10 protein-coding genes are annotated in these 13,983 nt (G+C 64.9%); 4 read left to right on the top strand and 6 right to left on the bottom strand.

Going from position 1 to position 13,983, the window contains the following annotated elements:
• Together AXA74_RS06390 and AXA74_RS06385 are read right to left on the bottom strand one after the other, a co-directional pair.
• Nucleotides 1-3,451, bottom strand: a 3,451-nt coding sequence (locus AXA74_RS06390; protein WP_060833144.1) for a hydantoinase B/oxoprolinase family protein, incomplete at its 3' end; no start/stop codon positions are given.
• Between the two features lie 47 nt (nucleotides 3,452-3,498).
• Nucleotides 3,499-4,005: a winged helix DNA-binding protein gene (locus AXA74_RS06385; RefSeq protein ID WP_029580781.1), complete on the bottom strand. Its 507-nt coding sequence runs from the start codon at nucleotides 4,003-4,005 to the stop codon at nucleotides 3,499-3,501.
• A 167-nt stretch (nucleotides 4,006-4,172) separates the two neighbouring features.
• Between AXA74_RS06385 and AXA74_RS06380 the strand changes: the two genes are divergently transcribed.
• The 4 genes from AXA74_RS06380 (at nucleotide 4,173) to AXA74_RS06365 (ending at nucleotide 7,695) form a co-directional block, all read left to right on the top strand.
• Complete coding sequence (locus AXA74_RS06380) at nucleotides 4,173-4,790, top strand: DUF4286 family protein (RefSeq protein WP_029580780.1); 618 nt, start codon at nucleotides 4,173-4,175, stop codon at nucleotides 4,788-4,790.
• 136 nt (nucleotides 4,791-4,926) lie between these two features.
• Nucleotides 4,927-5,901 (top strand): TRAP transporter substrate-binding protein, encoded by a 975-nt coding sequence (locus AXA74_RS06375; protein WP_029580779.1) that lies wholly within the window; start codon nucleotides 4,927-4,929, stop codon nucleotides 5,899-5,901.
• A 5-nt stretch (nucleotides 5,902-5,906) separates the two neighbouring features.
• Entirely contained in the window at nucleotides 5,907-6,407 is a 501-nt protein-coding gene (locus AXA74_RS06370) for a TRAP transporter small permease (RefSeq protein ID WP_029580778.1), read from the top strand.
• Nucleotides 6,400-7,695: a TRAP transporter large permease gene (locus AXA74_RS06365; protein ID WP_032955216.1), complete on the top strand. Its 1,296-nt coding sequence runs from the start codon at nucleotides 6,400-6,402 to the stop codon at nucleotides 7,693-7,695. Before AXA74_RS06370 ends, AXA74_RS06365 begins: the two co-directional genes overlap by 8 nt.
• An 11-nt stretch (nucleotides 7,696-7,706) precedes the next feature.
• Here AXA74_RS06365 and AXA74_RS06360 read toward each other — a convergent pair whose 3' ends face one another.
• The 4 genes from AXA74_RS06360 to AXA74_RS06345 form a co-directional block, all read right to left on the bottom strand.
• The gene (locus AXA74_RS06360; protein ID WP_230588855.1) at nucleotides 7,707-9,320 is read right to left on the bottom strand and encodes a ShlB/FhaC/HecB family hemolysin secretion/activation protein; all 1,614 of its coding nucleotides are present in this window, start codon (nucleotides 9,318-9,320) and stop codon (nucleotides 7,707-7,709) included.
• Nucleotides 9,321-9,477: 157 nt separating this feature from the next.
• Complete coding sequence (locus tag AXA74_RS06355) at nucleotides 9,478-10,584, bottom strand: fimbrial protein (RefSeq protein ID WP_029580776.1); 1,107 nt, start codon at nucleotides 10,582-10,584, stop codon at nucleotides 9,478-9,480.
• The gene (locus AXA74_RS06350) at nucleotides 10,581-13,085 is read right to left on the bottom strand and encodes a fimbria/pilus outer membrane usher protein (RefSeq protein WP_126623575.1); all 2,505 of its coding nucleotides are present in this window, start codon (nucleotides 13,083-13,085) and stop codon (nucleotides 10,581-10,583) included. Before AXA74_RS06350 ends, AXA74_RS06355 begins: the two co-directional genes overlap by 4 nt.
• A 19-nt stretch (nucleotides 13,086-13,104) precedes the next feature.
• On the bottom strand, nucleotides 13,105-13,893 hold the full coding sequence (locus tag AXA74_RS06345; protein ID WP_060833145.1) for a fimbrial biogenesis chaperone: 789 nt from the start codon (nucleotides 13,891-13,893) through the stop codon (nucleotides 13,105-13,107).
• Nucleotides 13,894-13,983 lie beyond the last annotated feature (90 nt).

The raw sequence follows: 13,983 nt of genomic DNA, 5'->3' as shown, positions 1-13,983 counted from the left end.
GGCGGTTGTTGGACAGAATGGCCGCTGTCATGGGCTCCAGGAAGCGCACCCGCCGCACCCCGCCATCGCCGCCGCGGTAGCGGCCGGCACCGCCCGAGCCCGCACGGATCTCGTACGACTCCAGCCTGACCGGAAAGCGCAGCTCCAGCACTTCGGGATCGGTCAGGCGCGAGTTGGTCATATGCGCCTGCACCACCGAGGTTCCGGCAAAACCCTCGTCCTGCGGGCCCGCCCGGTCGATGCGCACGGGACCGGCGCCCGTGCCGCCCGAAATGGTCTCGTAGTACTGGTAGCGGGCGTTGCCGAAGGTGAAGTTGTTCATCGTGCCCTGGCTGGCCGCCAGCACGCCCAAGGCCCCATACAGTGCGTTGACCACGCACATCGAGGTCTCCACATTGCCCGCCACCACGGAGGCCGGCGGATTGGGGCGCAGCATGGACCCTTCGGGGATGATGATCTCCAGGGGCTTGAGGCAGCCCGCGTTCAGCGGGATCTCATCATTGACCAGGGTGCGGAAGACATACAGCACCGCGGCCACCGAGATGGCGCCCGGCGCATTGAAGTTGTTCTCCAGTTGCGCCGAGGTGCCGGTGAAGTCCACCACGGCGCTGCGCGCCTCGCGGTCCACCTTGACCTTGACCTGGATAACCGCCCCGTTGTCCAGCGGATACGTATATTCGCCGTCCTTGAGCACCGAGATCACGCGGCGCACGGCCTCCTCGGCATTGTCCTGCACATGGCCCATATAGGCCCGCACCACGTCCAGGCCGAAGTGGTCGCACATGCGCAGCAGCTCCTGCACGCCCTTCTCGTTGGCGGCGATCTGCGCATGCAGGTCGGCGATATTCTGGTCCGGATTGCGCGCCGGCCAGCGGCCCGAGCCCAGGATGGCGCGCGCCTCGGCATCGCGGAATTCGCCGTCGCGCACCAGCTGGAAATTGGTGAACAGCACCCCTTCGTCCTCGACCGTCCGGGAGTCGGGCGGCATGGAGCCGGGCGTGGTGCCGCCGATATCGGCATGGTGGCCGCGCGAGCCCACATAGAACAGGATGTCGCGGCCCTGCCGGTCGAAGACCGGCGTGATCACCGTGACGTCGGGCAAGTGCGTGCCGCCATGGTAGGGGTCATTCACCACATAGGCGTCGCCCGGCTTCATGCGGCCTTGGTTGGCCCGCATGACCGTCTTGATGGACTCGCCCATGGATCCCAGGTGCACCGGCATATGGGGCGCATTGGCGATCAGGTTGCCCTCGGCATCGAAGATGGCGCAGGAGAAATCCAGCCGTTCCTTGATGTTGACCGAATAGGCGGTGTTCTGCAGCCGATAGCCCATCTGCTCGGCGATCGACATGAACAGGTTGTTGAACACCTCCAGCATGACCGGATCGGCCTGGGTGCCCACCTTGCGGCGCTCGATCCTGGCCTGCACGCGCTTGAGGATCAGATGGTCCAGCGCGCTGACCTCGGCCTGCCAGCCGGGTTCAACCACGGTGGTCTGGTTGGGTTCCGAAATAATGGCCGGCCCCGCCATGATGTCGCCCGGCACGAGGTCCTCGCGCACATAGAGCGGCGTATCGCGCCAGGCGCCGGCGCTATACATGCGCACCGAACCGCGCGCGGCCAGGGGCCCCTGGCGATGGCGCGGGACCACCGTCTCGGTGGCGGTCTCGCCCCCGCCGGTGGCCTCGACCGAGATGGTCTCCACCACCAGCTCGCGGCCGGGCATGAGGAAGGAATAACGTTGGCGATAAGCCGCCTCGAAGGCCGCCCGCGCCGCCTCGATGGACCCATAGGGGACCTCCAGGGCCGTATCCGTGCCCCGGTACTTCAGGTGCAGGCGGCGCTGCACCTTGATGTCGGCCTCGGGCACATGCTGGCGCCGCAATTCGCCCACCGCCTGCGCGGCCAGGGTCTCCAGCTCTCCGGCCAGCGTCTCCAGCAGCCCGGGCGTCAGCACCTGCTCTACGGTCTTCTGGCGCATATCGGTCTGGTCGGCCAGGCCCATGCCATAGGCCGACAGCACGCCGCCCAGCGGATGGGCGAAGACCGTTGTCATGCCCAGGGCGTCGGCCACCAGGCAGGCGTGCTGCCCGCCGGCGCCGCCGAAGGTCGTCAGCGCATATTCGGTGACATCGTGGCCGCGCTGCACGGAAATGCGCTTGATGGCCTCGGCCATATTGCCGACGGCGATTTCCAGAAAGCCTTCGGCCAGCTGTTCGGCCGTCATGTCGCGTCCGGTCGACGCCCGCACTTCTTCGGCCAGCGCCTCGAATTTGGCGCGCACCACGTCGGCGTCCAAGGCCTCATCGGCTTGCGGCCCGAACACCCGCGGGAAAAAGGCCGGCTGGATCTTGCCCAACAGCACGTTGCAGTCGGTCACGGCCAGCGGGCCGCCGCGGCGATAGCAGGCCGGACCGGGATTGGCCCCGGCCGAATCGGGCCCCACGCGCAGGCGCGCGCCGTCAAAATGCAGGATGGAGCCGCCGCCGGCGGCCACGGTATGGATGCTCATCATGGGCGCGCGCATGCGCACCCCCGCCACCCGCGTCTCGAACTCGCGCTCGAACTCGCCGGCATAGTGCGAGACATCGGTGGACGTGCCCCCCATGTCGAAACCGATGACGCGGTCAAAGCCGGCCAGCTCGCTGGTGCGCACCATGCCGACGATGCCGCCGGCCGGCCCCGACAGGATGGCGTCCTTGCCGCGGAAGCGGTGCGCGTCAGTCAAGCCGCCGTTGGACTGCATGAACATCAGACGGATACCCGGCAGTTCCGAGGCCACCTGGTCCACATAGCGCTGCAGGATAGGAGACAGATAGGCATCCACCACCGTCGTATCGCCACGCGACACAAACTTGATGAGCGGACTGGTCTCGTGCGAGACCGAGATCTGCGTAAAACCGATCTCGCGCGCCAAGGCCGCGGCGCGCTGCTCGTGCACCGGCGCTTTCCAGGCGTGCATGAAGACAATGGCCAGCGCGCGTATGCCGGCGTCATAGGCCTGCTGCAGCGCGGCGCGCAGGCCGGCCTCGTCGAGGGCGCGCACTTCGCCGCCATCGGCCGCCAGGCGCTCATCGGCCTCGATCACCTGCTCATAGAGCATTTCCGGCAGCACGACATGGCGGTCGAACAGCCGCGGCCGGTTCTGGTAGGCAATGCGCAAGGCATCGCGAAAGCCTCGCGTGGTCACCAGCAGGGTGCGCTCGCCTTTGCGCTCCAACAGCGCATTGGTAGCGACCGTGGTGCCCATCTTGACGCATTCGACCCGCTCGGCGGGCACCGCCTGCCCGGGCGCCAGGCCCAGGAGTTTGCGGATACCTGCCACGGCGGCATCGCGGTATTGCTCGGGGTTTTCGGACAGCATCTTGGCCGTCACCAGGCTGCCATCCGGGCGGCGGCCGACGATGTCGGTGAACGTGCCCCCACGGTCGATCCAGAATTGCCACTTCATAGAAACCTCAGCAAAAAGTCAGGTAAAGGGGGTGGAAGAACAGCCGCTCAGAGAGAAGTCGCCGCGCGCGCCGCCTGGTCATACAGACCGGACAAGGCGCGCAGGGTATTGGCCAGCTGCCGTGTGAACTCCAGGCCGCCGGCGCCGGCTTCCATGCCGTCGAGCAGGCATTGCTCGCGGATGGCGGCGTAGCGCTTGATGTGCCCGGCGCCCAGCTCGGTCACGCTGTAGAACACTTCCTTGCCGCTGCGGTCGCCCCGCACCACGCCCTGGCGCTCCAGTTTTTTCAGGGCGTAGTTGACGATGTGCGTGTCCTCGACATTGAGCGTGAAGCAGATGTCGGCCAGCTTCTTGGGGCGCTGGCGGTGATAGACATGGTGCAGCACCATGACGTCGGTGGCGGTCAAGTCCGGCAAGCCGGCGGCGGCCATGCAGCGCACCGTCCAGCGGTCGAAAGCATGGCCGGCGATCATCAGGCCGAACTCGACCTCGGAAAGATCAGGCGCGCGTCCCGCGGCCAAATGCGCCGACGAAGCGATGAGATTTTCTTTCATGATGGCTCCGGCAATGTCCCGATGGGGCGAAATATTAATAATTTATCGACGTTTTCTCAACGAAAATCAGATTTTTTTAACGATAAAAAGGAGAGGGTTTTCCCCAGTCGCAAAAAAGCTTCTCCCGTCCCCACAATGCGCACTTTGGAACTGCCCCAAAGCACAGCATGGCCAACTCCGACGTCATGGGCGAACTTTTCATCTGGACGGACATCGACCCCGCGCATGAGGCCGACTTCAATCGCTGGTATGACCGCGAGCACATGGCCGAGCGGGCCGCCATCCCCGGCTTTATGTGGGCGCGCCGCTACCGGGCCCGCCAGGCCGCGCCCCGCTACCTGGCGCTCTACCGCACCGAGTCCCTGTCGGTCTTCACCAGCGAAGCCTACCGCCAGGCTTTCTCCCAGCAGACCGCCTGGTCGCTGGCGAATTTCGGACGCATGCGCAACACCCGCCGCCGCGTCATGGCGGTGACACCCTTGGGCGGATATGGCACGGGAGCCCTGCTGGTCCTGATCCCAGGCGCGCCGGCCCCCGCCGCGCTACGCGACGTGCTGGCCGTGGACGGGGTGCTCGCCCTGCGGCGGCTCGAACCCGACCCTGCCCTGTCCACGCCCCTGCCCTCCGAAGAGGCCGCCACGCGCGTGCTGGCGCCGGTCTGCCTGGTCGAAACCGCCACGCCCGAGGCCGCGCAGGCGGTTTGCGGCCGGCATCCCGACGCACAGGTCTTCGACCTGCTCTGGGATCTGCAATCGGCCGAGCTGTCGGCGTCCCGGACACCCTAGGAATTACCCGCAAGCCTCCCTTCTTTTAGTCCTAAACCAATTCCGCCACCCTAGAATGCAACGGCCCCCGCGGCCGGTCCATCCGAGCGGCATCGCGAACCGCTCCTGTTCCATACCCACATAACAAGGACTTTTCATGTACAAGAAGCTCAGTTTGCTCGCCGGCACCATCGTCCTGGCGTTCAGCGCCGGCGCCCAGGCCCAGACCAAATGGGACCTGCCCACCGCCTATCCGGCCAGCAACCTGCACGTCGAGAACCTGACCCAATTCGTCAAGGAAGTCGACGAGCTTTCCGGCGGCAAGCTCAAGATCACGCTGCACAACAATGCTTCGCTGTACAAGGCGCCGGAGATCAAGCGCGCGGTGCAGGGCAACCAGGCCCAGATCGGCGAGATCCTGCTGAGCAACTTCGCCAACGAGGACCCCATCTATGAGCTGGACGGCCTGCCGTTCCTGGCGACCGGCTACGACGCCTCGTTCAAGCTCTATCAGGCACAGAAGCCCTTTCTCGAGAAAAAACTCAATTCGCAGGGCATGACGCTGCTGTACGCCGTCGCCTGGCCGCCGCAAGGCATCTTCGCCAATCGCGACATCAAGAAGGTCAGCGACATGAAGGGCCTGAAATGGCGCGCCTACAGCCCGGTGACGGCCAAGATCGCCGAACTGGCCGGCGCGCAACCCGTGACCGTGCAACAGGCCGAGCTGGCCCAGGCCATGGCCACTGGCGTGATCGACTCCTACATGTCCTCGGGCTCCACCGGCTACGACACCAAGACCTACGAGTACATCAAGAAGTTCTACGATACCGAAGCCTGGCTGCCCAAGAACGCCGTCATCGTGAACAAGAAGGCCTTCGATGCCCTGGACCCCGCCACGCAGGAAGCCCTGAAAAAGGCCGGTGCCCAAGCCGAAGCGCGCGGCTGGAAGCTGTCCCAGGAAAAGAACGCCTGGTACAAGGAAGCCCTGACCAAGAACGGCATGGAAATCGTCAAGCCGACGGTGGAACTCAAGGAAGGCCTGGGCGTGATCGGCAAGCGCATGCTGGATGACTGGCTCAAGAAGGCCGGCGCCGACGGCCAGGCCATGATTGCCGAGTTCCGGAAGCCCTGACATCCATGCGCCGTTTCCTCGATACCCTGTACGGCGCGGCCGGCCTGTTGGCCGGCCTGTGCACCATCGGCGTGCTGGTCTCCGTGCTGGCCGCCATCATCGCCCGCCAGTTGGGCCTGAATATCCCGGGCACGGACGCCTATGCCGGATACTTCATGGCCGCTGCGGGTTTCCTGGCCCTGGCCAGCACCTTCAAGCACGGCGAACATATCCGCGTCACGCTGCTCCTGAACTCGCTGTCGCCGGCCAATAGCCGGCGGCTGGACATCGCGGCGCTGGCCGTCGGCGTGCTCTTGTCGGCCGCCTTTGCCTATTTCAGCATCAAACTCACCCACGACTCCTGGCTCTTCAATGACGTGTCGACGTCCAACGACGCCACGCCGCTGTGGATTCCCCAAATCACCATGGCCGTGGGCACCGTGCTTTTCTTCGTCGCCCTGATCGATGAACTGATCCGGCGCCTGCGCGGCCAGGCCGCCGCCACTTCGCAGCAAACCCATGAATGAAATCTTCGTCATCACCATGCTGGTCGTCTCCATCTTCGCCCTGCTCGCGGGCGGAGTCTGGGTCGGCCTGACACTGGCGGGCACGGCCTGGATCGGGATGGAGATTTTCTCCAGCCGTCCGGCCGGCGACGCCATGGCCGTCACCATCTGGGGCGCGGCTTCCAGCTGGACCCTCACCGCGCTGCCGCTCTTTCTGTGGATGGGCGAGATCCTGTTCCGCACCCGGTTGTCGGAAGACCTGTTCAAGGGGCTGGCGCCCTGGCTCAACCGCCTGCCGGGCCGGCTGCTGCATACCAATGTGATCGGCTGCGCCATCTTCGCGGCGGTCTCGGGCTCGTCGGCGGCGACCTGCGCCACCGTGGGCAAGATGACCATCCCCGAGCTCACGCGCCGCGGCTACCCCGAAGCCAAGATCCTGGGCACGCTCTCCGGGGCCGGCACCCTGGGCCTGTTGATCCCGCCATCCATCATCATGATCGTCTACGGGGTGGCGGCCGACGTTTCCATCGCGCGGCTCTTCATGGCCGGCATCTTTCCCGGCATTTTGCTGGCGCTGCTCTTCATGGGCTATATCGCCTGGTGGGCCATCCGCAACCCCAAGGAAGTCCCCGCGGCCGATCCCGGCATGAGCCTGCGCCAGAAGCTGGCGCAATCGCGCCATCTGATCCCCGTGGTCCTGCTCATCGGCGCCGTGCTGGGCTCGATCTACACGGGTATCGCCACGGCCACCGAAGCCGCGGCGGTCGGCGTCGTGGGCGCCCTGGTGCTCTCGGCCCTGCAAGGCTCGCTGAACCGCTCATCCTTCATGCAGTCGCTCATGGGCGCCACGCGGCTGTATTGCATGATCGCCCTTATCCTGGCGGGCGCGCAATTCCTCACGCTGGCCATGGGTTATATCGGCCTGCCGCGCGCGCTGGCCGAATGGATAGGCGGACTGGGCCTGTCGCAGTTCGGCCTCATCATGGCGCTGATGGTGTTCTTCATCATCCTCGGCTGCTTTCTGGACGGCATCTCCATCGTGGTGCTGACCATGGGCGTGCTGCTGCCCACGGTGCAAGCCGCCGGCATCGATCTCATCTGGTTCGGCATCTTCATCGTTTTCGTGGTCGAGATGGCCCAGATCACGCCGCCGGTGGGCTTCAATCTCTTCGTGCTGTCGGGCATGAGCGGACGCGAACTCCCCTATATCGCCCGGGCCTCGCTGCCCATGTTCTTCCTGATGATCCTGGCGGTGCTCATCCTCTACTATCTGCCTGGCATCGCCACCTGGCTGCCGCAGAATATGTAGCGCCCTGCCCCCTAGAAGACGACGGAGGTATTGATGTACCACAGCGGCTTCTTGGGCAGGGGCGACCACATCGGCTTGGCATAGGTCGCCGACACATTCCAGTAAGGGGTATTCACCCGCAGGCCGGCCGCCCAGCCCGCGATATTCACCGCGCGGGCGCCCTCGTTGTTGTTCTTGAGCACGCCCGCGTCCAGACCCACGAAGGGCGCGAGCCGGACGCCGCCAGACCCTGGCAGGCTCATGGGCGCCGAGACCGTGTTGGAAAGATAGACGCCCTTGTCCCCGCTTTGCGAGCCGAGGCGGCTGAAGCCGCGCACAGTGTACTCGTCGCCCAGCGTCAGCTGGTAGCTGTTGAGCAGCATCTGGCGCGAGTACTGGAACCCCAGCTGGGATTGCACCGTCAGCAAGTGGCCGCGCGGCGCGAAGTTGGCTTGCCATGACAGGATGCCATTGACCCGGGAAGCATAAGCATTGGCGTGCGTCGGGCTGAAGGCCGAGTATTGGCCATTGTTGATGCCCAGTCCGCGGTTCCAGGACAGGTCCGCGAACATGGCGTGCCGCCCATGCTGCTTGCTCCACTGCGCGCCCAGCGTGCCGTCGCTGTAGTGCTTGCTGCTGATGGCCAGCAAAGTGCCGGCCAGGTAATTCTTGTTCTGGCGGGTCTTCAGGCCGCCGTACAGGCTGAATTGCGTCGTCGCATCGCGGTAGACGGTGCGCGTGACCCGCAAGCCCAGGCTGCGCGAGTTCCCGGCCGATTGATAGGCCAGGCCGTGGGCCCGAAGCAGACTCTTGTAGCTGCTGTAGCCGGCCTGCAGGTCGATGCGCGTGTAGCCAAGCGGAACGCGATAGGCGAGATCATAGGATTGTTCGCCGTCGTGGCTGGCGTCGGCAAAATAGCGGCGGCTCGTGAATAGCTGGAGCGCGTCGTTGATGCCCAGCAGATCGCCCATGCCCACCGAGACGTTGTATTTGTCCCTGCCCTGGCCGGGCGTGCCGAGGCCGGAATTATCCCTGCCCACCGAAAATCGCGCCCATGCCGCGCGCTGCATCGTCAGATCGAGGTATGAATAACCGTAGTCTTCAGCCGGCGCGATGGTCACCGTCACCTGCTTGAAGCCGTTGTTCATGTTCTCGATGGCCTGGTCCATATCCCGGATATTGAGAATGGCGCCTTCCCAGTTGGGCATGGCCCAGCCCACCATCGCCCGCTCGCGCCATCCTTCGATGGACTGGCCATTGATGCGCCAGCCCTTGATACGCCCCCAGTTGACGTGCAACTTCAGGCGGCCCTCCACCGCGGCGGGCTTGCCCAAGGCGATGTTGGAAGTGACATAGCCAAGCTCATACAGCCGCGCCGTCAGCGCTCGCACCAGGTTGAACACGCCCTGGTTGCCAATAGGATGATGCAGATAGGCCTGAACCAACGGCTCCACGTCGAACAGCCGCGGTTGGGGTCCGAAGTCAAGATCGACACCGGTCAGCGTGACCGTATGGCCGGGTTCGGTGACATCCGGTCCGGCAGGCGCTTCCGGGGCCTCCAGCCGGGTCCCGTGCGGCTGGTTCAGCGCACGGTCGATATGCTGCTGTTGCAGCTCGCGCTCGAAACGGTTCTGGTCGATGTTCAAGTCCCGCTGACCGGGGGTAAGCGGCTGTTGGCCGGAAGGCGGGACGAAAGGGCGTTGGGGCGGCGCCTCCTGGGCCATCGCAGACCAGGCCGGCACCATCAGGGCCAACCCTAGCGTCAAGGCCGGACACGGCCGCACTCCATGGAAAATAGCAGTCTTAGTCATAGGTCAAAGTGAAGGTGTAGACGACCTGCAAGCGACCGGGATTGACATCGCGTTCGATCTGGTAATAGCGCGCACGCAAGGGAATAGGAATCCTCACGACGTTCCTGGTCTCCTTGGCCTCGTCCAAGGGGCGAATCGATGAGAAGTCCCAGGGAACGTCGCCGCTGCTGTCTTTGAGCAGTTGCACGCCCACACCCTTGCCGCGGCCATCGTCGGCCAGGCCCATGCCGGGCACTGCGTCATAGGGATGGCGGGGTGTGATGGAGAAATTCACGCTGGGCGCGCCATAGCAGGTGATGGGCACTTCGATAGGCGTCTCTGCCAGGGTGGTCCCTACCCCGTGGAACTCCGCGCGTCGCACCCGGGCCAGGGTCTGAATGACGTTCTCATAGCGACAACCTTGCGCGGTCACGGCCAACACTGACCCGATGTTCATATCGACCACGGTGCGGCCCAGCACCTTGGCCTCGGGCGTGCCATAGCCGATCACCCACTTGACGGTGAAAATATTGGGATAGCCGCCAATGAGCCTGCGACCTGGCATGCTGGTTTGGGCGATCTTGGTCATGCGATAGACCAGGCTTTGCGTTCTGGGTGTCTGCATCCTGACGCGGCCCTCTTCGAAGAAGTAGCCAATTTCGCCGTCGGTGCCGATGACCCACTCCTTCTGGCCCGCGACAACCGGCTGGCCATTGCCCGACACCACCTGCAGGGCCACGCCGATAGCGTCGGTGATGCGCGGCAGGCCGATCATTACGCCGTAGGGGCTTTCCACTTGCGGATACAAGGAACTGGCCTCCATGACCAAGGCCAAGGGCGTGCCATCCAGCGCCGCGGCCGCCTCCTCGTCGCCCACGTCGTAATCGCAGAAAGCCGCCACGACACTGCGGACGAAAGTCGGCGGACTGACCCCCGCCCCCAACGGGGTTTCAGGCGTGACCCGGACTTCACCGCCCGTGGGATTGACGATGAAGTTCGACGACGTTATGCAATCCGAGGGCGGAGCATCGAAAAGCGCGTGCGCCGGGCGCGCCATCGCGACAGACAACGAAACGGCCAGCCCGAGGTAGCGCAGGCAGCGGAGATAGACAGTATTCATGGGGTGGTCTCGCATTGCATGGCGATGACGGGCAGGCCGCCCTCGCCGGTTCCGGACTTGTCATTCAGGTTGTAGGGCGTGCGGCAGACCGCGCCATCGTTCAGGCGCGCCTCGAGTTGGCCGTCTTCCGGCAGACCGCGCAGCAAGGCCCTCCCGCCCTGCCCCGCCGTCCCCAGGGTGTTGCCGGCGCCGTCCGTGATGGGACTGCCAAAGGGCAGGCGCGCGCGATAAGACTCATCGATCACCAGCAGCGCCGAACGTTCGCGGCGCGTCTTGAATACCAGGGGCACCACGGCGCCCGCACGCGGGATCGCCTCTTCCACCGTGGATTGCAGTTCGACGTCCAGAGACAGGCTCTCGGGGGATAGCTGCACTTCATTGAGCGAATAGGGTGACAGCGGCACCAGGCCATAACCCTTGCTGTTCAAGCTCGCATTGCTCATATTGGAAATCTGCGCGCCGCCGGCCTCCCGCGCGTCGATCAGGCCGATGCTGTCGGGCAGCAGCTGTCCCAATGTCACGCCACCGCCATGCGCGACAATCCCGCCGCTGCCGTTGACCGCGACCTGCGTGCCATGCTGTTGCCGGTTGAGCGCGCCGGCGATCTGTCCATAGCGCCCCAGGTAATTGGCGTTGAACCCATAACCCGTGCCGTTGTCATCATTGCGCGTTACATCAATGCCGTACGACAGGGAGCGCCGCTCGCCAACCGTGGCGTCATACGAGACGCGCTGCGTATTGCCGCGATTGCGCTGCTGCAATACGCTGCTCCGGATGGCGCCTCCGCCCGACAGGGGGATGGCGAAGTTCAACATGACCTGCTGGTCGCGGCCGAAGCTGCCGTTGCTGGACGTCGCGCTCAGCGACACCCCGACACCCTTGATGCGCGTGCTGTAGCCCAGCTCCCATTGCGTCTGCCTGGCCGCCGAACGCCAGTAATTGCGCAAGGCCCCCGACAGGTAAAGACTGCCGTAGCCGCCCAGCGGCTGGCTCAATGCCAGGTTGAACTCGCCCCGTGGCCGTCCGGCGCGCAGGGCCGGGAATCCGCGCGAGAGGGTATCGGACAGCGTCCAGAATCCTTCGGAGGAATAACGCAAGGTCGCCAGGCGCACGACGGTCCGCGTGGGCTCGAGCGTCTTGCTGTAGGAAAGGCGATAGCTCGTGCCGAAAGAATCGGCCCGCTCCATGGGGCGCGCGCGCGCCCAGGTGGTATCCAGGCTGACCGCGCCGACCGGCGTGTTGAAAGCGGCGCCTATCGCCATGGCGGCATAGGCCTGGCCGGCGGCAAGCAGGCCCCCATACAGATTGACGCCGTCGTGCACGCCCCACCGGCCGCTCGCCTGCGCCACCCAGGGCGTGACCGCCGTGCGCTGGCCGCCCGCATAACGCCCGCCGCTCAGGGCATACTGGAGCTGGCCCTTGCGGATCAGGCGCACCGCATTGCCAAACGGAACCGTAAAGCGCTGAACCGATCCATTGGCCTCGGTCACGACCACGGTCAGGTCGCCGCCGTATCCCATTGGAGAGTAATCGTCGATGGCAAACGGACCGGGCGCGACACTGCCCTGATAGATGACACTATTGGCCTGCAGAATACGGACCGTGGCCTGGCTGGCCGCGACGCCTCTCACGGTGGGCCGATAGAGCCGCTCCGAATACGGCAACATGGCGGGGTCCGTGGACAGCATCACGCCCCGTATCTTGTAGGGGCTGAAGTACTCCGAGCCGGAATAGATGTCGCCCAGCACCAGCCGCGCGCGCCAGGACGGGATATCCGTCTGCAGGCTCGTGCGTTGCGAGCGGAAATCGGTTCGGCCGCCCGAGTGGCTGAAATAGGCGCTATTGCGCAGATACCAGCCGCCCACGTTCAAGCCACTGTCAAGCAGGCCCGTAAACGATTGGAACGAGCCGCCCTTGAAAGCGTAGTGGTTATAGCTATAGCTGTAGTTGCTACGGAAGGCCGTCACGCCGGCCTGCCACTGGTCGGGCGAAATGTCGCGTTGATAACGATTACGTATATAGGCCTGGGGCACGCTGATCGACAACTGCCCCGTGGAAAAGTCATAACTCTCCACACTATCCGGGTAGATCTCCGTCACGCCGACACAAGCACCAGCTGCCAACTCAGCCCGGAGTCCCGGGTCCAGCGCATCCAGATTGACCCCCAACGTTTCCAGCTGCCCTTGGTCGAAGCAGGCACGCGCGTCCGCGAAGTCACGCTGCGGCGGCGGATCGCGGAAACGCACCAGCATGGGCACGGCGCGCGCGCCGTTGAGCAAGACCTCGACCTGATGCCCTCCCGCTTCCAGTACATTGCGCCGCGCAAAACGCCGCAAGTCGGCCTGGCTGGCCGATCCCCACAGCATCCGGGGATCGAACTGGAGGTCGGCGTGCAATTCGGGTTGCGGCGTGGCCCGCGCATCTTGCAACGCCAGCGTGGCGCCCAGGATGGCTGGCCACAGGCCTGACCGAAACGTGATGGGAAAGCATTTGAAAACCATGATCGGACCCCCGGGCGTGCTAGTGCCTGCCCACCTCCCGCTCAAAGAAATGGATGGAGCCCAGGTCGCTGATGGCGGCGTAACGGATTTGGCGGGGCGTGCTACCGCCCAGGTCCAGCGTCTCGCTGCCGAAGGGCGCGATCATCAACGCGGGATAGCTGCGCGTAGGCTGCTTCTCGGGCCCAAAGGCCAGTTCGCGCAGATTCACGTAGTACGGTGTCGGGTTGGCCACAGCGAGCTTGCCGTTCGCACCGACCTTGAACTCGAGCGATGCCGGCGCCGTCTCGGCCGAACCGGCCAACCCCTTCGGACGGTAGAACAGCTTCAGGCGTGAACGCACGCTGATCTGCAAGATGGCGCCGGCGTCCTCGGCCCCCTCGGCCTTGGGCGGCACGTCCAGCACATTCAGCCAGAACAGTGACTCGCGGTCCTGGGGCAGCGCCTTTCCGCCTTCGGTGTGAAAGATGCGCAGGGCCTGGCCTTTGCCCGGCTCGACACGAGCCAGGGGCGGCGTCAAAAAGAACGGCACGTTCATCTCATCGGGGGTGGCCTCCGCCCGGCCGTCATCGATCCAGGCCTGCATCAGCGACGCCGTATTGCCGTCATTGGTCATTTTCACGACCACTTCAGGAGCGCCCGCCTTGTAGACCACGCGAGTGCCTTCGATCACGAGGCTGGCCTGGGCTACCGTGCTCACCGCCAGGCCCAGGGCGGCCGCGCATGCGCGCATCATGATGCGGCGCCAGAACGTTACTGCAGGCAAGACATCGCCCGCGCCGCGCATGACGCGCTGCGTTGAAATATTCATGGTCAGGATCCAATACAAGTGCCGTCGCCTACCGCGGCGTGTGGAGTACGACGCTGGGAGGCGCCAGCCAAGCCGTAGACGGGTGACTGC

It is taken from the genome of Bordetella hinzii LMG 13501 (genome assembly GCF_001548475.1).
In the GTDB taxonomy this organism is placed as follows: Bacteria; Pseudomonadota; Gammaproteobacteria; order Burkholderiales; family Burkholderiaceae_B; genus Bordetella; species Bordetella hinzii.
The sequence above is the reverse complement of the archived record's forward strand: the minus strand, read 5'-3'. Positions and strand labels throughout refer to the sequence as shown.

Excerpts from the sequence above, each read along its gene's own strand:
- AXA74_RS06385 (WP_029580781.1), bottom strand. The coding sequence starts at position 4,005 with ATGAAAGAAAATCTCATCGCTTCGTCGGCGCATTTGGCCGCGGGACGC.
- AXA74_RS06380 (WP_029580780.1), top strand. The coding sequence starts at position 4,173 with ATGGCCAACTCCGACGTCATGGGCGAACTTTTCATCTGGACGGACATC.
- AXA74_RS06375 (WP_029580779.1), top strand. The coding sequence starts at position 4,927 with ATGTACAAGAAGCTCAGTTTGCTCGCCGGCACCATCGTCCTGGCGTTC.
- AXA74_RS06370 (WP_029580778.1), top strand. The coding sequence starts at position 5,907 with ATGCGCCGTTTCCTCGATACCCTGTACGGCGCGGCCGGCCTGTTGGCC.
- AXA74_RS06365 (WP_032955216.1), top strand. The coding sequence starts at position 6,400 with ATGAATGAAATCTTCGTCATCACCATGCTGGTCGTCTCCATCTTCGCC.
- AXA74_RS06355 (WP_029580776.1), bottom strand. The coding sequence starts at position 10,584 with ATGAATACTGTCTATCTCCGCTGCCTGCGCTACCTCGGGCTGGCCGTT.
- AXA74_RS06350 (WP_126623575.1), bottom strand. The coding sequence starts at position 13,085 with ATGGTTTTCAAATGCTTTCCCATCACGTTTCGGTCAGGCCTGTGGCCA.
- AXA74_RS06345 (WP_060833145.1), bottom strand. The coding sequence starts at position 13,893 with ATGAATATTTCAACGCAGCGCGTCATGCGCGGCGCGGGCGATGTCTTG.